The organism is Pseudomonas sp. UBA6315 (genome assembly GCF_002438125.1).
Lineage (GTDB): Bacteria > Pseudomonadota > Gammaproteobacteria > Pseudomonadales > Pseudomonadaceae > Aquipseudomonas > Aquipseudomonas faucium.
Genome location: NZ_DJTF01000131.1, coordinates 1 through 20,501, shown reverse-complemented (window position 1 = coordinate 20,501; position 20,501 = coordinate 1). Strand labels below are relative to the sequence as shown.

20 protein-coding genes and 1 riboswitch are annotated in these 20,501 nt (G+C 64.8%); of the genes, 9 read left to right on the top strand and 11 right to left on the bottom strand.

Annotated elements, in window-relative coordinates; genetic code table 11:
• The 5 genes from B3E94_RS15410 to ahcY form a co-directional block, all read right to left on the bottom strand.
• A partial coding sequence (locus B3E94_RS15410) for a DEAD/DEAH box helicase (RefSeq protein ID WP_286914174.1) occupies positions 1-497 on the bottom strand: 497 nt, incomplete at its 3' end.
• 218 nt (positions 498-715) lie between these two features.
• Positions 716-1,504: a substrate-binding periplasmic protein gene (locus B3E94_RS15405; protein ID WP_286914172.1), complete on the bottom strand. Its 789-nt coding sequence runs from the start codon at positions 1,502-1,504 to the stop codon at positions 716-718.
• Between the two features lie 44 nt (positions 1,505-1,548).
• Positions 1,549-2,625, bottom strand: coding sequence for a hypothetical protein (locus B3E94_RS15400; RefSeq protein WP_286914171.1), 1,077 nt, complete (start codon positions 2,623-2,625; stop codon positions 1,549-1,551).
• 94 nt (positions 2,626-2,719) lie between these two features.
• Positions 2,720-3,565, bottom strand: coding sequence for a methylenetetrahydrofolate reductase [NAD(P)H] (metF, locus tag B3E94_RS15395; protein WP_286914170.1), 846 nt, complete (start codon positions 3,563-3,565; stop codon positions 2,720-2,722).
• Positions 3,566-3,702: 137 nt separating this feature from the next.
• Positions 3,703-5,112, bottom strand: a complete 1,410-nt coding sequence (gene ahcY, locus B3E94_RS15390) for an adenosylhomocysteinase (RefSeq protein WP_176514116.1) — start codon at positions 5,110-5,112, stop codon at positions 3,703-3,705.
• A 21-nt stretch (positions 5,113-5,133) separates the two neighbouring features.
• Positions 5,134-5,230, bottom strand: a riboswitch (S-adenosyl-L-homocysteine riboswitch).
• 179 nt (positions 5,231-5,409) lie between these two features.
• On the opposite strand from ahcY, the gene B3E94_RS15385 reads away from it, so the two are divergent.
• The gene (locus B3E94_RS15385; protein WP_085676699.1) at positions 5,410-5,811 is read left to right on the top strand and encodes an acyl-CoA thioesterase; all 402 of its coding nucleotides are present in this window, start codon (positions 5,410-5,412) and stop codon (positions 5,809-5,811) included.
• 121 nt (positions 5,812-5,932) lie between these two features.
• On the opposite strand, the gene B3E94_RS15380 is transcribed toward B3E94_RS15385, so the two are convergent.
• Entirely contained in the window at positions 5,933-7,168 is a 1,236-nt protein-coding gene (locus B3E94_RS15380) for a cation:proton antiporter (protein WP_176513759.1), read from the bottom strand.
• Between the two features lie 178 nt (positions 7,169-7,346).
• Between B3E94_RS15380 and B3E94_RS15375 the strand changes: the two genes are divergently transcribed.
• Positions 7,347-8,180, top strand: coding sequence for an EamA family transporter (locus tag B3E94_RS15375; RefSeq protein WP_236237472.1), 834 nt, complete (start codon positions 7,347-7,349; stop codon positions 8,178-8,180).
• Positions 8,181-8,207: 27 nt separating this feature from the next.
• Positions 8,208-8,594 carry an MAPEG family protein gene (locus B3E94_RS15370; RefSeq protein WP_176513763.1) on the top strand — a complete coding sequence of 129 codons (387 nt, stop codon included), beginning with the start codon at positions 8,208-8,210 and terminating at the stop codon, positions 8,592-8,594.
• Positions 8,595-8,706: 112 nt separating this feature from the next.
• Here the strand turns inward: B3E94_RS15370 and B3E94_RS15365 are convergent, their stop codons facing one another.
• Positions 8,707-9,858, bottom strand: coding sequence for a murein transglycosylase A (locus tag B3E94_RS15365; RefSeq protein WP_286914168.1), 1,152 nt, complete (start codon positions 9,856-9,858; stop codon positions 8,707-8,709).
• Positions 9,859-9,975: 117 nt separating this feature from the next.
• On the opposite strand from B3E94_RS15365, the gene B3E94_RS15360 reads away from it, so the two are divergent.
• Positions 9,976-10,422: a c-type cytochrome gene (locus B3E94_RS15360; protein ID WP_286914166.1), complete on the top strand. Its 447-nt coding sequence runs from the start codon at positions 9,976-9,978 to the stop codon at positions 10,420-10,422.
• 99 nt (positions 10,423-10,521) lie between these two features.
• Here the strand turns inward: B3E94_RS15360 and B3E94_RS15355 are convergent, their stop codons facing one another.
• The 4 genes from B3E94_RS15355 to B3E94_RS15340 all read right to left on the bottom strand — a co-directional run bounded on the left by B3E94_RS15355 (position 10,522) and on the right by B3E94_RS15340 (position 15,080).
• Entirely contained in the window at positions 10,522-10,914 is a 393-nt protein-coding gene (locus tag B3E94_RS15355) for a DUF1090 domain-containing protein (protein ID WP_176513769.1), read from the bottom strand.
• Positions 10,915-11,046: 132 nt separating this feature from the next.
• The gene (gene ligB / locus B3E94_RS15350; protein WP_286914165.1) at positions 11,047-12,744 is read right to left on the bottom strand and encodes an NAD-dependent DNA ligase LigB; all 1,698 of its coding nucleotides are present in this window, start codon (positions 12,742-12,744) and stop codon (positions 11,047-11,049) included.
• A 145-nt stretch (positions 12,745-12,889) separates the two neighbouring features.
• Complete coding sequence (gene metK, locus B3E94_RS15345; RefSeq protein WP_176513774.1) at positions 12,890-14,080, bottom strand: methionine adenosyltransferase; 1,191 nt, start codon at positions 14,078-14,080, stop codon at positions 12,890-12,892.
• 19 nt (positions 14,081-14,099) lie between these two features.
• On the bottom strand, positions 14,100-15,080 hold the full coding sequence (locus B3E94_RS15340) for an ArsR/SmtB family transcription factor (protein WP_286914164.1): 981 nt from the start codon (positions 15,078-15,080) through the stop codon (positions 14,100-14,102).
• Positions 15,081-15,317: 237 nt separating this feature from the next.
• Between B3E94_RS15340 and tkt the strand changes: the two genes are divergently transcribed.
• The 5 genes from tkt (at position 15,318) to B3E94_RS15315 (ending at position 20,465) form a co-directional block, all read left to right on the top strand.
• Positions 15,318-17,315 (top strand): transketolase, encoded by a 1,998-nt coding sequence (gene tkt / locus B3E94_RS15335; RefSeq protein WP_286914162.1) that lies wholly within the window; start codon positions 15,318-15,320, stop codon positions 17,313-17,315.
• A 151-nt stretch (positions 17,316-17,466) separates the two neighbouring features.
• Positions 17,467-18,528 (top strand): erythrose-4-phosphate dehydrogenase, encoded by a 1,062-nt coding sequence (gene epd, locus B3E94_RS15330; protein WP_236237465.1) that lies wholly within the window; start codon positions 17,467-17,469, stop codon positions 18,526-18,528.
• Between the two features lie 12 nt (positions 18,529-18,540).
• Entirely contained in the window at positions 18,541-19,704 is a 1,164-nt protein-coding gene (locus tag B3E94_RS15325) for a phosphoglycerate kinase (protein WP_286914161.1), read from the top strand.
• A 32-nt stretch (positions 19,705-19,736) separates the two neighbouring features.
• Entirely contained in the window at positions 19,737-19,955 is a 219-nt protein-coding gene (locus B3E94_RS15320) for a hypothetical protein (RefSeq protein ID WP_286914160.1), read from the top strand.
• A gap of 180 nt (positions 19,956-20,135) precedes the next feature.
• On the top strand, positions 20,136-20,465 hold the full coding sequence (locus B3E94_RS15315; RefSeq protein ID WP_286914159.1) for an MliC family protein: 330 nt from the start codon (positions 20,136-20,138) through the stop codon (positions 20,463-20,465).
• Positions 20,466-20,501: the final 36 nt, after the last annotated feature.

Genomic DNA, 20,501 nt, shown 5'->3' with positions numbered 1-20,501 from the left:
AGCATGCGGTCGGCTTCGTCCAATACCAGGATTTCCACGTGGGCCAGGTCGACCTTGCCTTGGCCGGCCAGGTCGAGCAGGCGACCCGGGCACGCCACGAGCACGTCCACGCCCTTGGCAATGGCCTGGATCTGCGGGTTCATGCCGACGCCGCCGAAGATGCAGGCGCTGACCAGTGGCAGGTCGCGGGCGTACACCTTGAAGCTGTCGTGCACCTGGGCTGCCAGCTCGCGGGTCGGGGTCAGGACCAGGACACGCGGTTGGCGCGGGCCATGGCGCTGGGATTTGTCGGGGTGACCGGCCGGGAACAGGCGCTCGAGGATCGGCAGGGCGAAACCGCCGGTTTTACCAGTACCAGTCTGTGCGGCAACCATCAGGTCGCGGCCTTGCAACACGGCGGGAATGGCTCGCTGTTGCACCGGAGTCGGCTGGGTGTAGCCCGCAGCTTCGATAGCGCGGACAAGAGCCTCGGAGAGACCGAGGGAAGCAAAGGACATGGGCAATCCTGTTCTCGTTGGGGCTGGGCCCGTTGGGATGTTCTGCCTGGCGCGACGGGCATCGGAGGGATGCGATCGCGTCCGGTCCAGCTGGGCTTTCACTGCACATCCGGGAAGCGGGGGGTGGACACCAAGGGGCGTCAATGCCGATCGGGATGCTTGTTTCGAGGCCGAGCGTCCGGGCGTGAGCCGGGCGGGAAGGCCCGAGTATAACAGAGCTATTGCAGCGTGCTGCTTTCCTGCTGCTCAACGGCGTGAGGAAGATGGCGGGTGTCGCCAATATAGCGTTCGATTATCGCGACGAAGGCGGGTTCCTGCTTGAACCGGCGCAGCTCATCGGCAAAGGCCTGGGCCAGCTGTTCGCGCCCGGGTTTGCGCGCCAGGCCCAGGTACTGGGGCTGGCGGCTGACCACCAGCGGCAGCTCTTCGACCTGTTGCTCAAGGCCCAATTGCCGGCGCAGGTAGCGCCCGACCAGGCGGTCGGTAATCAGCAGGTCGATGCGGCCCAGCACGAGTTTGCCGAAATTGGCCTCGTGGCTGGGCGCCGATTCACGCTTGAAGCCCGTTGCCTCGAGAAATTCCGGGCCGTAGGCGTAGCCTGGCGAGGTGCCGACGGTCAGGCCGTCGAGGTCGCCGAGTTGATGGATGGCATGACGGCGGCGGCTGGCCTGATACAGGACGAATTCGGCATCGGACATGGGTTCCATCGGGTAGACCATGTAGGCCTTGCGCGCATCGACCTTGAAGATGTCCATCACGCCGTCGGCCAGGCCTTGCTCGATCATCGCCAGGCAGCGCTTCCAGGGCATGAATTCCCACTCCACCTCGACCCCCAGGCGCTTGAACACTTCGCGCGAGACTTCATAGTCGATGCCCTTGGGTTGGCCGCCATCCTGGTAGATGTACGGCGCCCAGTCGTCGCTGACCAGGCGCAGGCGCTCGCCAAGCGCTATCGGGCTCAGGCAGGCGAGCAGGAGGATGCAGAGCAGGCGGGTGATCGCAGACATGGCGCGAGATTACGCGCTCGGGCGGGGCAAGGCCAGTGACCGGCTTAGTGCGCAGAGGCTTTGAGCAGGTGCGCCTCGATGTCCTTGCGCCGCTCGCCCAGCGACAAGCGCAGGCCCGGGTGGCGCAGGCACTGGCGCAACTGCTCGGGGGCGGTGTGGCCGAAGCGCTGGTTGAGGTTCTCCAGCGCCTTGTCCCACCAGGCCGGGGCGCAGGCGCGGTCGAACTCGTTGGGGTAGGGGTAGCAGCCATACAGCAGCTCGCGGGCAAACTGCCGTTCGCGGCTTGGCAGGGTCAGGCTCAGGGCCTTGTAACCCAGGCGGTGCAGCGCCGGGGGGCGTGGCAACTGGTCGTTGACCAGCGCCACATCGGCCCGCGCCCGCGCACTCAGCAAATCGTCGCCATGCTTGTGCAGCCAGGCCTGGATCTTGGCGCGGAACTGCGCCTTGCGGCTCCAGTAGTGGTGGATGACATCGGCACACTCGGCCACCTCGAGCGTGCGATATGCCGCCACTGCCAGGCAGAATTCTTCCAGCGTGTAGGCCGTGCGGGCCAGTGGATAGAGCTCATCCATCAGGGCGATGGAGCGGTCGAGGGTGGCGGCGTCGTCAGCGCTGAGGCCGATCACCCCCGAGTTCAGGAGTGGCATCTGGCAATCGGCAAGGCCGCGCTGCTCGAGGATCGCCACCAGGTTGCGGTACAGCAGGCAGGCTTGGTTGGCGCCGTAGCGCGGGCCGATGAAGTTGCACAGCATATGGCCTGGGCGAACGCGCTGGAACAGCTTGAGGGGCGAGGTGCGAAAGAAGGTGTCGGTATCGATCAGCACGGCCAGCGGGTGCTGCTGCAGCACCTGGCGCAGCAGCACGTGCTTGCTGCGAAAGTGATAGCCGTGGGGGGCGTTCCAGGCTGCGCGGGTGGCTTCGTCGAGCAGGTGCACGGTAACCGGCAGCTGGCCATAGGGCGCCGGGTTGTCGGTATAGACGTGGATATCCAGGGCTTCGCCGGCCTGCGTGTCGAGGTGGGCGAGGGCGCTGACGATGCTGAAACAGGCTTCCTGGTGATAGGTGGCCGGCCCGAAGGCCAGGTAGACCAGTTGCGGGCGGCTAGGCGAGAGCGGTGGCATGTGTGGCAAGACCTGCATGTTCCAGGAAGGAAATAAGGCCTTAGTCTATGACTTAAGCCTTAATCCTTACTGAATAAGATCTTGCCAAAAAGTTTCAGCGCGGCAGCTTCAGGTTGTTCCAGATGGCCAGGCTGGCATCGGCCTGGTTCAGGGTATAGAAGTGCAGGCCCGGCGCGCCGCCTTGCAGCAATTGCTCGCACATGCGGGTGATCACTTCTTCACCGAAGGCCTGGATGCTGGCGGTGTCGTCGCCATAGGCTTCCAGCTGCTTGCGGATCCAGCGCGGGATCTCGGCGCCGCAGGCGTCGGAGAAGCGTGCCAGCTTGCTGTAGTTGGTGATCGGCATGATGCCGGGCACCACCGGGATGTCCACGCCCAGCTTCTGCACGCGCTCGACGAAGTAGAAATAGCTGTCGGCGTTGAAGAAGTACTGGGTGATGGCGCTGTCGGCACCGGCCTTGACCTTGTGCACGAAGTTGGCCAGGTCGGCTTCGAAATTGCGCGCCTGCGGGTGCATTTCCGGGTAGGCGGCAACTTCCAGGTGGAAGTGGTCACCGCTTTCCTGGCGGATGAACTCGACCAGGTCGCTGGCGTAGCGCAGTTCGCCACTGGCCATGCCCATGCCCGACGGCAGGTCGCCGCGCAGGGCGACGATGCGCTTGATGCCGGCTGCCTGGTACTGGGCAAGCAGGGCGCGCAGCTCGTCCTTGCTGTCGCCGACGCACGACAGGTGCGGGGCGGCCGGGACCTTGGCTTCGCTTTCCAGCTGCAGCACGGTGTTCAGCGTGCGGTCGCGGGTCGAGCCACCGGCGCCATAGGTGCAGGAGAAGAAGTCCGGGTTGTAGGCGGCCAGCTGCTTGGCCACGGCCATCAGCTTTTCGTGACCGGCGTCGGTCTTGGTGGGGAAGAATTCGAAACTGTAGCGGCGTTCTTGTGACATCTCTGTTTCCTCAGCTGCAAGCCATGGGCCGCAAGCTGCAAGTAAAAGCCAGGGCGGTGGGGGCCGGCCTGGCTCGGGCATCGATCAAGATTCAACGACTACCAGCGCCCGGCGGCATGCCACCGGGCGCTTGCCGCTTAGTAGCGGTAGGCGTGCGGCTTGAACGGGCCTTCGACAGCCACGCCGATGTAGTCGGCCTGCTGCTTGGTCAGCTGGGTGACCACGCCGCCGAAGCCGCGGACCATTTCCAGGGCCACTTCTTCGTCGAGCTTTTTCGGCAGCACTTCAACGGTCAGACGCTCGGCTTTCTTCTCGGCCGACAGGTCGGCGTACTTCTGCTCGAACAGGAAGATCTGCGCCAGTACCTGGTTGGCGAACGAACCGTCCATGATGCGGCTTGGGTGGCCAGTGGCGTTGCCCAGGTTCACCAGGCGGCCTTCGGCCAGCAGGATCAGGTAGTCGTCGTTCTGCGGGTCGAAGTCACCAGCGCCGGTGCGGTGGATCTTGTGCACCTGTGGCTTGACCTCTTCCCACGCCCAGTTCTTGCGCATGAAGGCGGTGTCGATCTCGTTGTCGAAGTGGCCGATGTTGCAGACCACGGCACGCTTCTTCAGGGCCTTGAGCATGTTGGCATCGCAGACGTTGACGTTACCGGTGGTGGTGACGATCAGGTCGATCTTGCCCAGCAGGGCCTTGTCGATGCTGGCTTCGGTGCCGTCGTTGATGCCATCGATGAACGGCGAGACCAGCTCGAAGCCATCCATGCAGGCCTGCATGGCGCAGATCGGGTCAACTTCGGTGACCTTGACGATCATGCCTTCCTGACGCAGGGACTGGGCCGAACCCTTGCCCACGTCACCGTAGCCGATCACCAGGGCTTGCTTGCCCGACAGCAGGTGGTCGGTGCCGCGCTTGATGGCATCGTTGAGGCTGTGACGGCAGCCGTACTTGTTGTCGTTCTTGCTCTTGGTGACCGAGTCGTTGACGTTGATCGCCGGGACTTTCAGCTCGCCTTTGGCCAGCATGTCGAGCAGGCGGTGCACACCGGTGGTGGTCTCTTCGGTAACGCCATGCACGCGGTCCAGAACGGCCGGGTACTTCTTGTGCAGCAGCTCGGTCAGGTCGCCGCCGTCGTCGAGGATCATGTTGGCGTCCCATGGCTGGCCATCCTTGAGGATGGTCTGCTCCAGGCACCACTCGTATTCTTCCTCGGTTTCACCTTTCCAGGCGAAGACCGGGATACCGGCGGCAGCGATGGAGGCGGCAGCCTGGTCCTGGGTCGAGAAGATGTTGCAGGACGACCAGCGCACTTCGGCACCCAGGGCAACCAGGGTTTCGATCAGCACGGCAGTCTGGATGGTCATGTGGATGCAGCCCAGGATCTTCGCACCCTTGAGCGGCTGCTCAGCCAGGTACTTGCGACGCAGGCCCATCAGGGCAGGCATTTCCGATTCGGCGATGATGGTTTCGCGACGGCCCCAGGCGGCGAGGGAGATGTCGGCGACTTTGAAATCGGTAAAACCTGCAGGCGTGTTTACAGCGCTCATTGAGAGCCTCCATTCGTAGTGTGCGAATGGGCGCCGTTGTGCGTTGAGCGTCCGCGGCAGCGGACAACGCCCCATCCGAGCCTGACAGGCCGAGCCTGCTGCAGCGCCCCTCGGGTGGGTGGCGGGCATGGCACCGCTAATGGCTGCCATGTGAATCGGCAGGGATTATAGCCGTGGCCGTGTGACACACCAAAGGCTTTCTGTCGATTAATCGAGACGATAGTCGATGTTCAATGGAGCGGCCGGCGCCGCTCTGCCATCATTACTTCACGTTAGCCAAGCAGGTCAGGAGTACTGATGAACTTTCACACCCGCAAGTGGGTAAAACCCGAAGACCTCAACCCCAACGGCACATTGTTCGGCGGCAGCCTGCTGCGCTGGATCGACGAAGAAGCGGCGATCTACGCCATCGTCCAGCTGGGCAACCAGCGCGTGGTGACCAAGTACATGTCGGAGATCAACTTCGTCAGTGCCTCGCGCCAGGGCGACATCATCGAGCTGGGCATCACCGCCACCGAATTCGGCCGCACCTCGATCACCCTGCGCTGCGAAGTGCGCAACAAGATCACCCGCAAGAGCATTCTCACGGTAGACCGCATGGTCTTCGTCAACCTCGGCGAAGATGGCTTGCCGGCGGCCCATGGGCGCACCGAGATCAAGTACGTGCAGGACCAGTTCCCGGATTCGGCGGTCGAGTGATGGTTTTGGGGCTGCTCTGCAGCCCAATCGCCGGCAAGCCGGCTCCCACAGGTATGGCAGCGCCGCTTACTTTGTGGGAGCCGGCTTGCCGGCGATTGGGCCGCAAAGCGGCCCCAAAATGTCAGGGTTGTGCGCTGACCTTGCGCACCACCCGGCCGATGCTCAACCCCTGCACCAGAATCGACGACAGCACCACGATATAGGTGATCGACAGCAGCAGGTCGCGCTCGCTGCCTTGGGGCAACGACAGCGCCAACGCCACCGAAACCCCGCCCCGCAAGCCACCCCAGGTGAGCACTCGCACAGTGCCTTTCGGCACGCTCCGCCAGCGCCGCAGCAGCACGATGGCCGGCGCCACCGTCAGCAGGCGCGACAGCAGCACTGCCAGGGCCAGCACCCCACCGGCCGCCAGGTGCAGCCAGTTGAACGGCAGCAGCAACAGCTCCAGGCCGATCAGGGCGAACAGCAGGGCGTTGAGCATGTCGTCGATCAGCTCCCAGAAACCGTCCATGTAGCGGCGGGTCATGTCGTTCATCGCCAGGTTGCGGCCCAGGTTGCCGATGATCAGGCCGGCCACCACCATGGCGATCGGCGCCGAGACGTGCAGCTCGTAGCACATCGCCGAACCGCCGATGACCAGCGCCAGGGTCAGCATGACCTCGACCTGGTACTGCTCGACGCTCTTGATCATGCGGTAGGTGGCGTAGCCGATCACCCCACCGAACACCACGCCACCGATGGCCTCGCGGGCGAACAGCAGCGCCGTCTCGGAAAAGCTCGGCGTTTCGCCCAGCTGGATGATGCCCAGCAGCACGGTGAACACCACCACCGCAGTGCCGTCGTTGAACAGCGACTCGCCGACGATGGTGGTTTTCAGCGGCTTGGAGGCGTTGGCGGTACGCAGGGCGCCGAGCACTGCGATGGGGTCGGTCGGCGAAATCAGCGCACCGAACAGCAGGCAGTAGATCAGCGGCACCTGCCAGCCGAACAGCGCGAACACCCAGTGCGACAGGTAGCCGATCACCACCGTGGCGATCAGCACGCCGATGGTGGCCAGCAGGCCGATGGGCCAGCGGTAGCTGCGCAGGTCCGCGAGGTTGACGTGCAGTGCGCCGGCGAACAGCAGGAACGCCAGCATCCAGTGCATCAGCAGGTCGTTGAAATCGATCTGGTTCATCAGCCCTTCGACGCGTGCCTCAAGGCCCGGGAAGCCGATCAGGCTCAGGCCCTGCAGCAGCAGGGAAAACAGCAGCGCGGTGACCATCACGCCGATGGCGGGCGGCAGGCCGATGAAACGGTAATTGACGTAGGTGAGGAGGGTGGTGAGGCAGATAAACGCGGCAACTAATTCAAGCATCCCGAATCCTGTAACAATGGCTTCCAAGTCGTACCCGAATGGCATCGGGCAGTTGTTTGATGACCTGGCGATGGTTTCGGGACACAGGTTTGACCAGATTTGTTCTTTTCGTTCCATCGCGCTTTCCGGGCCGGAAGCGTTGTATCGTTGCCCGCTCTGACTGCAAGGAGCTCCCCGCGTGTTGGCAACTTCCCTGGTCCTGATCGCCGCCCTGCTGCACGCGACGTGGAACACCCTGATCAAATTCAGCGGCGAGCGCCTGTTGGTCATCGCCAGCATGGACACCGTGGCACTGGCCTTCGCGGTGTGCGCCGTGGCCTTCACAGAGTTCCCGCCGGCCGAGATCTGGCCGTGGCTGCTGGCCTCGGCACTGGCCGAGCAGCTCTATCGCTTCTTGCTGATCCAGGCCTACCGGGTCGGCGACCTGGGCCTGGTCTATCCTCTGATGCGCGGGCTGTCGCCGCTGGTGGTGCTGGGGCTGACCCTGGCGTTCGCCGGCGAGTCGCTGAGCCAGCAGCAGATCATCGGCATCCTGCTGATCCCTTGCGGCATGGCCTGCCTGTTGTGGCAGGGCGGCGGCGGGGACCGGCTGCCCTGGTCGATGCTGCCGGTGGTGGCGCTGATCGGCTTGTGTATCGGTTGCTACACCTGGTTCGACGGGCAGGCCGTGCGGCTGTGGGGCAAGCCCTGGGACTACCTGGTCTGGCTGACCTTGCTCAGCGCCTGGCCTTTCCCGCTGTTGGCCAGTGTGGCGCGGCGGGCGCCGTTCGTGCTGTTCTGGCGCACGCAATGGCGGCTGGGCCTGGCGGTGGGGTTGTGCGTGCTGCTCAGCTATGCGCTGGTGCTGTGGGCCATGCACCTGGGCTCGGTGGCCGAGGCGGCGGCACTGCGTGAACTGAGCGTGGTGCTGGTGGTGCTGCTGGGCATGCGCTACCTCAAAGAACCTTTTGGCGGGCCGAGACTCCTAGCTTGCGGGCTGGTCCTGGCAGGCATGCTGGTGATGAAGCTCTAACCCATTTTCGTACAAGGAGTCATGAGCATGACCGTTGCCCTGTGGTGCATCCTGATCGCGCTGGTGCTGCCGCCTTTCTGTGCGCTGATCGCCAAGGTCGCCAGCGGCCGTTTCGGCCTGAAGGACAATCACGACCCGCGCGCCTTCCTCGACACGCTGTCCGGGTTGCCACGCCGTGCCCATGCTGCGCAGCAGAACAGCTATGAAGCGTTTCCGGCATTCGCGGCGGCGGTGCTGGTGGCGGATGTGGTCGGCAATGCCGAGCAGGTGACCCAGGATGTGCTGGCGGTGATGTACATCACCAGCCGCTTGCTCTACATCATCTGCTACCTGGCGGACTGGGCGGCGTTGCGCTCGCTGGTGTGGTTTGCCGGGTTGGCGTTGATCGTGTCGTTCTTCGTGGTTTCGATCTGAAATCGAGGTGGCTTCATCGCCGGCAAGCCGGCTCCCACAGGGTAAACCCAGGCCTCAAGCCTGATGAACTACCTGTGGGAGCCGGCTTGCCGGCGATGTGGCCACTGCAGGTCTACAGGACCTTCGGCACGTCAGGCAGCGGCTGGCCTTTGGGCCACAGCATCCAGATCTGCCCCTGCTGCTTCATGTTCCCCGCCAGTTCCCCAGCCTGCGGCCCGGTGCCCCAGAACAGGTCCGCGCGCACTTCGCCAGTAATGGCCCCACCCGTATCCTGAGCCCCCACCGGCCGCACCACTGGCGTGCCGTCCGGGCGCGTGGTGGACAGCCACAGCAAACTGCCCAGCGGAATCACCTTGCGGTCGATGGCAACGCTGTAGCCTGCCGTCAGCGGCACGTTGAGCGAGCCGCGTGGGCCCTCGTTGCTGTCGGGGCGGGTGCTGAAGAACACGTAGCTGGGGTTGCTGGCCAGCAGTTCCGGTACCCGTTGCGGGTTGGCCTGGGCCCAGGCGTGGATGGCGCCCATGCTCACGTCTTCTTTCTTCAGCTGGCCCTGCTCGATCAGCCAGCGGCCGATCGGCCGGTAGGGGTGGCCGTTCTGGTCGGCATAACCCAGGCGCAGTTGGCGGCCGTCAGCCAGTTGCACGCGCCCCGAGCCTTGAATCTGCAGGAACTGCAGGTCCATCGGGTCGGTGAGCCAGGCCAGCACCGGTGCCTTGGCGCCATCGCGGTAGATCACCTCGGCAGTGTCGTAGGGCTTGAGCACGCGCCCTTCGATACGACCCCGCAGGCGCTTGCCCTTGAGTTCGGGGTAGATGCTCGCAAGGTCGACGACAATCATGTCATCGGGGATGCCATACACCGGCACGTGGGCCTTTTCGGTGCGCTTGAGGCTGCCTGGGTAGACCGGCTCGTAGTAACCGGTGATCAGGCCATTGGCGTTGTTTTCGGCAGAACGCAGGCCGTAGACCTGCAGTTGCTGCTGCAGGAAGGCGCGTACCTGGGCGGCATCTTCGGGAATGCCTTGCGCAGCTTCGCAGGTGGCGGCCCACACCGGGTCACGCTTGAGTTTTTCGCAGCCCGCTCGCCAGGCATCGAAGCCCGCCAGCAGGTCGCTGTCGCTGACCTTGGGCAGGTCGTTCCAGGTGGCGGGGGCGTAGGTGGCGATGGCATGCGGCTCGGGCTTGGCGCTTTCGCCGCCGTTGCAGCCCGCCAGCAGGGCCAGGGCCGGGAGTGTCCAGGCCAGGTGGCGCAGGGCAGATTTCATCGGTGGGTTCCTGTGGGGGCGAACATGAAGATTCACCCCTGTGTTTTATGTGGCTATTGGTCTTTGCCTGGCAGGCGGCGATACTGGCCGCCCATTTGCGAGGCCCAAGAGACCGTGATGTTCAAGCGATTGACCGTAGTACTGCTCGCCGCCCTTGCCCTGACCGCCTGTGACCGGGTCGACCCGAACTCGCCACTGGGCAAGCGCAAGGCCATCTTCAAGGACATGCTCAAGACCAGCGAGGACATGGGTGGCATGCTGCGCGGGCGCCTGCCGTTCGACGCCAGCAAGTTCGCCGACGGTGCGCTGAAGCTGGACGCCCTGGCCCACGAGCCCTGGCAGCACTTCCCTCAGGTGCAGGATGACGGCAACAGCAGTGCGCGGCCCGAAGTGTGGCAGCGCCAGGCGCGCTTCCATGAGCTTGCCCAGGCGCTTGAAGGCGTCACCGGCGAACTGGTCGAGGTGACGCGCAGCCAGCCGCTCGACGCTGCGCAGTTGAAAGGGCCGATGGACAAGGTCGAGGCTGCCTGCAAGGCGTGCCATACCGAATTCCGCAATCATTGATCAGCTGTGAGGGCCTCATCCCACCCCTTCACCGCAGGCCGGAACCCGGGTGGTGAACGTGTGGGAGCCGGCTTGCCGGCGATGAGGCCCTCAGGGCGATCAACGGTCGAGTTCGTCGACCGCTTCCTGCAGTTCCTTGCGCGACTCGGCCAGCTTGTCCTTGCGCTTGTTGATCTTTTCCGAATCGCCTTTCTTCTCGGCCTTCTTCAAGTCCTTCTCGCGCTGGGCGACTTCATGGCGGGCATCCAGCACCTTTTGCTCGCGCTCTTTGCGCAGGCTCGCGTCGGTGCAGTTGTCGACGCCACGCAGCGCTTGTTCCAGGCCCGCGACCTGGTTGCTGTTGCCGTGTTCGCGGGCGATCTTCAGCTGGTTCTCGATGGCGCTGCGCTTGGCGGCGCAGCCGGTCAGCCCCTCATCCGGTTGGGCAGCCTGCGCGACACCTGCGGCCAGACCGAGCGTTGCCAGCAGAACGAGGGTGGAAATACGTTTCATCAGGGCCTCCTTGACGGGGCGGGGCAGCAAAAAGTTGTGGCAAATGCTGCCTTGGTTTTGCCGATTTAGGAACCCTTGTTGGACTTTTCTAGAACAAACCAAGGCAATTCAGGCCGATATTTTTGTGAAAACTCATTGCGCCGTGCTTGTGCCGCGTTGCGAGAAGCCGTCTACATCGAATGCCCCCAGCCGCTCGGCGATGCCCTGAACGGCCGCCATGGAAAAGAAAGTGCTCAGCTGTCGCGCGCGCGTTTCACCTACCCCAGGCAGTGCCTGCCAGTCACGCGGGGAGCGCTGGGCCAGGGTTTGCCAGCTGCCTTCAAGCAACACCGCGCGCGGCGCGGGCACGCCAAGCGCACGCAGCCACTGTTCGAAGGGCCGGGCACGGCCACTGGCGAACGCATCGAGCAAGCGCCTGGCCGTGGTTTCGCTGATGCCTGGCACGCCCATGAGCTGCTCGGCATCGAGCGCGAGCCAGTCACCGATCTCGCCCACCCGGCCACTTTCCACCAGCCGCTGCCAGGTGCCGGGGCCGGTACCCGGCATGGCCAGGCCATGCTTGCCGCTTAGCCAGGTGAGCCGGGCGATGAACTGCTCCTGGCAGCCTTCGCTGGCCTGCCAGCAGCTGTGGGCATGATAGCGCCCGGGTGCGGGCGGCGTGACGCTGCGCCGCTCTACCGCGCGGTGCACCACTTGTTCGAAGCGCGGGATGGTCAGCCCGGCCAGGCTGATGGCCACCTGATCCCCTGGGCGCACGTCAGCGGCCTGCCAGCGCGCCAGCGAGCCCAGGCTGACCTGGGTGATGCGCCGATCGTCCAGCGCCACCGGCTCGAGCTTCAGCAGCGGGGTGACCTTGCCGGTGCGCCCCACGCGAAAGTGCACCTCGCGCACTTCGGCCAGCGCCTGGGCAAAGGGATGTTTCCACGCGGCGATCCAGTAGGGCGCGTTGGCTTGCCAGCGCTCGGCAGGTGGGCGGCTGTCCTGGCGCAGGATCACGCCGTCGGTGGCGAAGGGCAGGGGGGAGCGGTACCAGTGCTGGCGCCATTGGCTGGCGTGTTCGAGGTTGTCGATGGGGTGGCTGTAGGATTGGCTGTCCGGGAAGCCCAGGTCGCTCAGTTTTGCCAGGCGCTCGGTTTGGCGGGCGGGGCCTTGGGGCCAGTCCCAGACGAACAGGCCGATGCTGGCGCCCGGTTCGGCGCCCAGCTGCTTGCGTGCCAGCAAGCCGGCCACGGTGCCGCGAGCGTTGGCGCTGCCTGCCTGGGCTTGCACGTGCTGCTCCAGACGCAGGTAGAGCTCGCCCTGCAGCGTCAGGTCCAGTGCCTGGGGCAGTTGCCGGGGTAGCGCGGCGAGCTTTGGAATATGGCGGCTCCAGTCGTGCCCCTGAAGCCCGTCGCCACGGCTGAGCACTTTCACCAGGCGGCCCTGTTGGTAAATCAACGTGGCAGCAACGCCGTCGACCTTGGGCTGGATCCACACCCCCGACTTGCCGGCCAGCCAACGCGCCACGGCCGTTTCGTCGGGCAGTTTGCCGACCCCGGTATGGGCAATGGGGTGAGCGATCGGCCCGCGTGCGCTGGCCAGCGAGCCCAGTTCGCGCTCCATCGCAAAGCACTGCTCAAGCTGCAGCAGGCGTTGGCGGCTCTGGTCGTACAGCTCGTCGGCCACCTGCGCCTGGCCCTGGCGGTGGTAGTGGTCGTCCCAGCGCTGTAGGGTGTCGCGCAAGCTGGCCACTTCGGCGGCGGCCTGCGTGGCGGGCCATGCCGGGCATTGGCGTGCATGGGTAGGCAGCAAGGGCAGTATCAGCAGGGCAAACAGCAGTATCCAGGGCATGGCCAGCATCCTTGCGTGGCGAAAAGGTGCTCCTCAGCCTAGGCAAGTGCCCCTGGGCCTGCCGACTGCAGTTGTCAGCCGATATGTCACGAAAAAGCCCCTGCCGATCGCTCGGCAGGGGCTTTCGTTTACGCCTGCAGGGGCCTTACAGGCCGGCAGCGTCACGCAGCGACTGGGCGCGGTCGGTGCGCTCCCAGGTGAAGGTGGTGAAGGTGTCGTCGCCAACAGTCTTCTGCTGCGGGGTACGGCCGAAGTGGCCGTAGGCAGCGGTTTCCTGATACATCGGGTGCAGCAGGTCGAGCATGGTGGTGATGGCGTATGGGCGCAGGTCGAAGCACTCGCGCACCAGCTGGACGATCTTCGCGTCGGACACCTTGCCGGTGCCGAAGGTGTTGATCGAGATGGAGGTCGGCTGGGCCACGCCAATGGCGTAGGACACCTGGATCTCGCAACGCTCGGCCAGGCCTGCGGCAACGATGTTCTTGGCCACGTAGCGGCCGGCGTAGGCAGCGGAGCGGTCGACCTTGGATGGGTCTTTGCCGGAGAACGCGCCACCACCGTGGCGAGCCATGCCGCCGTAGCTGTCGACGATGATCTTGCGGCCGGTCAGGCCGCAGTCGCCCACCGGGCCACCGATGATGAAGTTGCCGGTCGGGTTGATGTGGTACTGGGTGTCCTTGTGCAGCAGTTCGGCAGGCAGGGTGTGCTTGACGATCAGCTCCATCACCGCTTCCTGCAGGTCTTTTTGCGACACTTCAGGGTTGTGCTGGGTCGACAGCACGACCGCGTCGATCCCCACGACCTTGCCGTTTTCATAGCGGCAGGTGACCTGCGACTTGGCATCCGGGCGCAGCCAAGGCAGCAGCTTGGACTTGCGCGCTTCGGCCTGGCGCTCGACCAGACGGTGCGAGAAGCAGATCGGTGCTGGCATCAGCACGTCGGTTTCGTTGCTGGCGTAGCCGAACATCAGGCCCTGGTCGCCGGCGCCCTGGTCTTCCGGGCGGGAGCGGTCAACGCCCTGGGCGATGTCCACCGACTGCTTGCCGATGATGTTCATCACGGCGCAGGTGGCGCCGTCGAAGCCGACGTCGGAGCTGTTGTAGCCGATGTCGATGATGACCTTGCGCACCAGCTCTTCCAGGTCGACCCAGGCCGAGGTGGTGACTTCGCCGGCGATGATGGCGACACCGGTCTTGACCAGGGTTTCGCACGCCACGCGGGCGTACTTGTCCTGGGCGATGATGGCGTCCAGGACCGCGTCAGAAATCTGGTCGGCGATCTTGTCCGGATGCCCTTCGGACACGGACTCGGAGGTGAAAAGGGAGTATTCGCTCATCTCGACGGGTTCCTAAAATTTACCGATGGTGTGTGTCGCCAGTCGTCCGCTGAAAATGGCGGACCTGTATCTGGAAACCGTTACGCAAGCCCACGTAGAGGCTGTCCCCGAGGGCCAGCCCGGCCGCATTGGCCCAACGGGCCAGGTCGTCCTGTTCGAAGCCCAGCCAGAGGTCGCCGCAGGCATCGCGCGCCCACCCCTGGTCATGGCTGCACAGTTCGGTGACCAGCAGGCTGCCGCCCGCTTTCACCCGTTTGGCCAAAAGGCGCAGGGCCAGGGCCGGGTCGCTGAAATGGTGCAGCACCATGTTCAGCACAACGCAGTCGGCTTCCACATCCGTTGCACCCAGTGCATCGGCCAACTGCAGGTTTACATTATTCAGGCCTTCGCGCTCGCACACCTGGCGCGCCAGCTCGAGCATGGTCGGGCTGTTGTCCAGGGCGGTGACGCGGGCAAAGCGCCGGGCCAGGTCGGGCAGAAAACCGCCGTCGCCGGGGCCGACTTCCAGCGCACTGGCGCTGGGCGAAAAATTCAGCGTGTCGAGCAGTGTCAGCAGGCTTTCGCGGTACTGCGGCAAGCCGGCGATCAGGTCTTGCTGGGCGCGGAACTTCTCTTCCACGCGCAGGAAGAAGTCCTGGCTGGTGGCGGCGCGGCGTTGCTGGATCTGCGCGATGCGGGCCTGGACATCCTGGGCCAGGGCCAGCTCGTCGACCTCGTCGAGCAGCGCCGTGTGCAGGCGGCCATGGGGCAGGGCGCGGCGGTAGAAGATGGCGTTGCCTTCGCGGCGCGTGGCCACCAGCTCCGCCTGGGCCAGCACCTTGAGGTGGTGGCTCATGCCCGACTGGCCGATGTCGAAGATCTGCGCCAGCTCCAGCACGCCGAACGAATCGCTGGCCAGCACCCGCAGAACATTCAGGCGCAGCTCGTCGCCGCTGGCTTTGCACAGGGCAGCCAGGGTGTCACTTTGCTGGGGCGGGATCGATCGCGCACGCTGATTCATGGGCCGGCAGTCTAGACAGGCATCGTTGCCCTCGCAAGGCCAATATCAAAAAGTTTTGATATTGGCTGATGGGCGGGTGCGGTGGCCGCCGTGGATTCCCGGTTTTCACCCGCTTTGGCGGCCAATCACAGGAAAAATACCCAACTGCGGCCATACGTCATTGCCCCGGGGCCCGCCTGTGGGCGAAAATGGCCGCCTTTTTCGTAACACCACCTATTCAGTCCCAGGAGATAAGCGATGCCCAGCCGTCGTGAACGTGCCAACGCCATTCGTGCCCTCAGCATGGATGCCGTGCAAAAGGCTAACAGCGGCCACCCAGGTGCCCCCATGGGCATGGCGGATATCGCTGAAGTGCTTTGGCGCGACTATCTGAAGCACAACCCGAGCAACCCGAAATTCGCTGACCGTGACCGCTTCGTGCTGTCCAACGGCCACGGCTCGATGCTGATCTACTCGCTGCTGCACCTGACCGGCTACGACGTCACCATCGATGACATCAAAGGCTTCCGCCAACTGCACAGCCGCACCCCGGGCCACCCGGAATACGGCTACACCCCAGGCGTTGAAACCACCACCGGCCCGCTGGGCCAGGGCCTGGCCAACGCCGTGGGCTTCGCCCTGGCGGAAAAGGTACTGGCTGCCCAGTTCAACCGCGAAGGCCACGACATCGTCGACCACAACACCTACGTGTTCCTCGGCGACGGCTGCATGATGGAAGGCATCTCCCACGAAGTCGCCTCGCTGGCCGGCACCCTGGGCCTGAACAAGCTGGTTGCCTTCTACGATGACAACGGCATCTCCATCGACGGCGAAGTGCACGGCTGGTTCACCGACAACACCCCGGCACGCTTCGAAGCGTACAACTGGCAGGTGATCCGCAACGTCGACGGCCACGATGCCGAAGAAATCAAGATGGCCATCGAGACGGCGCGCAAGAGCGACCGCCCGACCCTGATCTGCTGCAAGACCATCATCGGCTTCGGCTCGCCGAACAAGCAGGGCAAGGAAGACTGCCACGGCGCTCCGCTGGGCAACGACGAAATCGCCCTGGCCCGCAAGGAACTGAACTGGAACCACGGCCCGTTCGAAATCCCGGCCGACATCTACGCCGAGTGGGATGCCAAGGCCGCCGGTGCCCAGGTCGAAGCCGACTGGAACCAGCGCTTCGACGCCTACGCCAAGGCCCACCCGGAGCTGGCTGCCGAGTTCAAGCGCCGTGACAGCGGCGACCTGCCGGCCGACTTCAGCGAAAAGGCCCAGGCCTACATCAATGAAGTGGCGGCCAAGGGCGAGACCATCGCCAGCCGTAAAGCCAGCCAGAACACCCTGAACGCCTTCGGCCCGCTGCTGCCTGAGTTCCTCGGCGGCTCGGCCGACCTGGCCGGCTCCAACCTGACCCTGTGGAAAGGTTGCAAGGGCATCGAAGCCAACGACGCCAGCGGCAACTACGTGTTCTACGGCGTGCGCGAGTTCGGCATGACCGCGATCATGAACGGCGTTGCCCTGCACGGCGGCCTGGTGCCTTACGGCGCGACCTTCCTGATGTTCATGGAATACGCCCGCAACGCGGTGCGCATGTCGGCGCTGATGAAGCAGCGCGTGATCCATGTCTACACCCACGACTCCATCGGCCTGGGCGAAGACGGCCCGACCCACCAGCCGATCGAGCAGCTGACCAGCCTGCGCAGCACTCCGAACCTGGACACCTGGCGCCCAGCCGACGCGGTCGAATCGGCCGTGTCCTGGAAGCACGCCCTGGAGCGCAACGACGGCCCTTCGGCGCTGATCTTCTCGCGCCAGAACCTGCAGCACCAGGCGCGCGACGCCCAGCAGATCGCCGACATCAGCCGCGGCGGCTACGTGCTCAAGGACTGCGCCGGCGAGCCTGAGCTGATCCTGATCGCCACCGGTTCCGAAGTGGGCCTGGCCGTTCAGGCGCATGCCAAGCTGGCCGAGCAAGGCCGCAACGTGCGCGTCGTGTCGATGCCGTGCACCAGCGTGTTCGACGCCCAGGACGCCAGCTACAAGCAGTCCGTGCTGCCGGTCGAAGTGGGCGCGCGTATCGCCATCGAAGCCGCCCACGCCGACTTCTGGTACAAGTACGTCGGCCTGGAAGGCCGTGTCATCGGCATGACCACCTACGGTGAGTCGGCGCCGGCACCTGCGCTGTTCGAAGAGTTCGGCTTCACCCTGGAGAACATCCTGGGCACCGCCGAAGAGCTGCTGGAAGACTGATAGAGGCAAAGCGAGGGCCCACTGGCCCTCGTTCGCGGCGCAAGGCCGCTCCCACAGGGTCTGCACACGCCGCAGCCCCTGTGGGAGCGGCCTTGTGCCGCGAATGGGCCGCACGCGGCCCCTTTCAACCGACGGATTTCACGAGCCACCTATGCCCCACCCGCGTCCCTACAAAGTTGCACTCAACGGTTATGGCCGCATCGGCCGCTGTGTCTTGCGCGCACTGTTCGAGCGTGGGGCCAAGGCCGGTTTCGAGATCGTTGCGCTGAACGACCTGGCCGACCAGGCCAGCGTTGAATACCTGACACGCTTCGACTCCACCCACGGGCGTTTCCCCGGCGAGGTGAAGGTCGACGGCGATTGTCTGCATATCAATGGCGACTGCGTGAAAGTACTGCGCAGTGCCACCCCCGAGGGCGTCGACTGGGCGGCCCTGGATATCGACCTGGTGCTGGAATGTTCCGGCGCCTACCACACCCGCGCCGATGGCCAGCGCTTCCTCGATGCCGGCGCGCCGCGGGTGCTGTTTTCCCAGCCCATGGCCAGCGAGGCGGATGTGGATGCCACGGTGGTCTACGGCATCAACCAGGCCTGCCTGACCGGCAGCGAGCGCCTGGTGTCCAACGCCTCCTGCACCACCAACTGCGGCGTGCCGCTGCTGCGCGTGCTGGACCAGGCCTTTGGCATCGAATACGTGCAGATCACCACCATCCACTCGGCGATGAACGACCAGCCGGTGATCGACGCCTACCACCACGAAGACCTGCGCCGCACGCGCTCGGCCTTCCAGTCGGTGATTCCGGTGTCCACCGGGCTTGCGCGCGGTATCGAGCGCCTGCTGCCGGAACTTGCCGGGCGAATCCAGGCCAAAGCGGTACGCGTACCGACCGTCAACGTCTCGTGCCTTGACATCACCCTGCAGACCGCCCGCGACACCAGCGCGGCCGAGGTCAACCGGGTGCTGCGCGAGGCGGCGCTGGAAGGCCCGCTCAAAGGCTTGCTGGCCTATACCGAGCTGCCCCACGCCAGCTGTGATTTCAACCATGACCCGCATTCGGCGATCGTCGATGCCAGCCAGACCCGCGTCTCAGGCCCTCGCCTGGTGAACCTGCTGGCTTGGTTCGACAACGAATGGGGGTTTGCCAACCGTATGCTCGACGTTGCCGAACACTATCTGCACGTCGTCCACCCAACCCGCACCAAACAGCCCTGAAGGACTGCATTCATGACCGTGTTGAAGATGACCGACCTCGACCTGCAAGGTAAGCGCGTACTGATCCGCGAAGACCTCAACGTGCCTGTGAAGGACGGTGTGGTAACCAGCGACGCGCGTATCCTGGCAGCGCTGCCGACCATCAAGCTGGCCCTGGAAAAGGGCGCGGCGGTAATGGTCTGCTCGCACCTGGGCCGCCCGACCGAAGGCGAATTCTCGGCCGAGAACAGCCTCAAGCCGGTTGCCGACTACCTGAGCAAGGCCCTGGGCCGCGATGTGCCGCTGGTTGCCGACTACCTGGAGGGCGTTCAGGTCAAGGCCGGTGACCTGGTGCTGTTCGAGAACGTGCGCTTCAACAAGGGCGAGAAGAAGAACGCCGACGAACTGGCGCAGAAATACGCTGCCCTGTGCGACGTGTTCGTGATGGACGCTTTCGGCACCGCCCACCGCGCCGAAGGTTCGACCCACGGCGTTGCCAAGTTCGCCAAGGTCGCCGCGGCTGGCCCGTTGCTGGCCGCCGAACTGGATGCCCTGGGCAAGGCCCTGAAAGCCCCGGCCAAGCCGATGGCGGCCATCGTTGCCGGCTCCAAGGTATCGACCAAGCTGGACGTGCTGAACAGCCTGAGCTCGGTGTGCGACCAGCTGATCGTCGGTGGCGGCATCGCCAACACCTTCCTGGCCGCAGCCGGCCACCCGGTTGGCAAGTCGCTGTACGAGCCTGACCTGGTCGAAACCGCCAAGGCCATCGCTGCCAAGGTCAGCGTGCCGCTGCCGGTGGACGTGGTGGTGGCCAAGCAATTCGCCGAAAGCGCCGAAGCCACCGTCAAGGCCATCGCCGACGTGGCGGCTGACGACATGATCTTGGACATCGGCCCGCAAACCGCGGCCAACTTCGCCGAGCTGCTGAAGTCGTCCAAGACCATCCTGTGGAACGGCCCGGTCGGTGTGTTCGAGTTCGACCAGTTCGGCAACGGCACCCAGGTGCTGGCCAAGGCCATCGCCGAAAGCGCTGCGTTCTCCATCGCCGGTGGTGGCGACACCCTGGCGGCCATCGATAAATATGGCGTCAGCAAAGATATCTCCTACATTTCTACCGGTGGCGGTGCATTCCTCGAATTCGTCGAAGGCAAGGTACTGCCGGCCGTGGCGATCCTGGAAGAGCGGGCAAAAGCCTGACAATGGCGGCGCCTGGCAAAGGGAGCGACCTGATGGTCAAGCGATTGCCTGTGATGATCGTGGCGGGCCTGCTGAGCGCATGCTCCAGCGGCCCGACGCCGGACGGCGACCCGGTGCAAGCGCCCAAGGGTGGTTGCTACCAGTCCGAATGGCAGGCTGAAACCGTGCCGGTGATCAGCAAGCGCGTGGGCCCCGAAGGCCTGGAAAAATACGATGAAGAGCACCAGCGCCAGGCGCCGGGCTGCCCTTGATCGGGTGGCAGGCAACCTGATGGCTGTTTTGTGGTCTTGAACAAGGGGCCGCTGTGCGGCCCAATCGCCGGCAAGCCGGCTCCCACAAGGTAGAGCGCTGACCTCGGGAGCAGCGCTTGAACTGTGGGAGCCGGCTTGCCGGCGATTGGGTCGCACAGCGACCCCTAGCGGAGTAACGTGATGAAAGCGCTCTTGGCCGTGACGGCCCTGGCGACACTGGCAGGATGCTCGCTGCTGCAGCCGGCGCAACCCGCCCCGGCAGACAACTGGACCCGCTGGGTCTGCGACAGCCAGGCCGAGGTGCTCTGGCGCTTCGCCGATGCGCAACAGGATTCGGTCGACGTTCGCCTCGGCGGCGGCGACCAGGTCTACCGGCTCAAGTCCGAGCCGAGCGCCTCGGGGGCGATGTACAGCGATGGCGTGCTGGCCTTGCACACCAAGGGCGACGAAGGCCTGGTGTACTGGGTGGCAACCAACGATCTGATAGGGCGGGGCTGCAAGGCACCGTGACTGGCCGGGCCGCGCAGGCGGCCCACACTACTTGAA

Excerpts from the sequence above, each read along its gene's own strand:
- B3E94_RS15315 (WP_286914159.1), top strand. The coding sequence starts at position 20,136 with ATGAAAGCGCTCTTGGCCGTGACGGCCCTGGCGACACTGGCAGGATGC.
- B3E94_RS15320 (WP_286914160.1), top strand. The coding sequence starts at position 19,737 with ATGGTCAAGCGATTGCCTGTGATGATCGTGGCGGGCCTGCTGAGCGCA.
- B3E94_RS15340 (WP_286914164.1), bottom strand. The coding sequence starts at position 15,080 with ATGAATCAGCGTGCGCGATCGATCCCGCCCCAGCAAAGTGACACCCTG.
- B3E94_RS15325 (WP_286914161.1), top strand. The coding sequence starts at position 18,541 with ATGACCGTGTTGAAGATGACCGACCTCGACCTGCAAGGTAAGCGCGTA.
- B3E94_RS15380 (WP_176513759.1), bottom strand. The coding sequence starts at position 7,168 with ATGCTTGAATTAGTTGCCGCGTTTATCTGCCTCACCACCCTCCTCACC.
- metF (WP_286914170.1), bottom strand. The coding sequence starts at position 3,565 with ATGTCACAAGAACGCCGCTACAGTTTCGAATTCTTCCCCACCAAGACC.
- ligB (WP_286914165.1), bottom strand. The coding sequence starts at position 12,744 with ATGCCCTGGATACTGCTGTTTGCCCTGCTGATACTGCCCTTGCTGCCT.
- B3E94_RS15370 (WP_176513763.1), top strand. The coding sequence starts at position 8,208 with ATGACCGTTGCCCTGTGGTGCATCCTGATCGCGCTGGTGCTGCCGCCT.
- B3E94_RS15360 (WP_286914166.1), top strand. The coding sequence starts at position 9,976 with ATGTTCAAGCGATTGACCGTAGTACTGCTCGCCGCCCTTGCCCTGACC.
- epd (WP_236237465.1), top strand. The coding sequence starts at position 17,467 with ATGCCCCACCCGCGTCCCTACAAAGTTGCACTCAACGGTTATGGCCGC.
- tkt (WP_286914162.1), top strand. The coding sequence starts at position 15,318 with ATGCCCAGCCGTCGTGAACGTGCCAACGCCATTCGTGCCCTCAGCATG.
- B3E94_RS15355 (WP_176513769.1), bottom strand. The coding sequence starts at position 10,914 with ATGAAACGTATTTCCACCCTCGTTCTGCTGGCAACGCTCGGTCTGGCC.
- B3E94_RS15385 (WP_085676699.1), top strand. The coding sequence starts at position 5,410 with ATGAACTTTCACACCCGCAAGTGGGTAAAACCCGAAGACCTCAACCCC.
- B3E94_RS15365 (WP_286914168.1), bottom strand. The coding sequence starts at position 9,858 with ATGAAATCTGCCCTGCGCCACCTGGCCTGGACACTCCCGGCCCTGGCC.
- metK (WP_176513774.1), bottom strand. The coding sequence starts at position 14,080 with ATGAGCGAATACTCCCTTTTCACCTCCGAGTCCGTGTCCGAAGGGCAT.
- B3E94_RS15405 (WP_286914172.1), bottom strand. The coding sequence starts at position 1,504 with ATGTCTGCGATCACCCGCCTGCTCTGCATCCTCCTGCTCGCCTGCCTG.
- ahcY (WP_176514116.1), bottom strand. The coding sequence starts at position 5,112 with ATGAGCGCTGTAAACACGCCTGCAGGTTTTACCGATTTCAAAGTCGCC.
- B3E94_RS15400 (WP_286914171.1), bottom strand. The coding sequence starts at position 2,625 with ATGCCACCGCTCTCGCCTAGCCGCCCGCAACTGGTCTACCTGGCCTTC.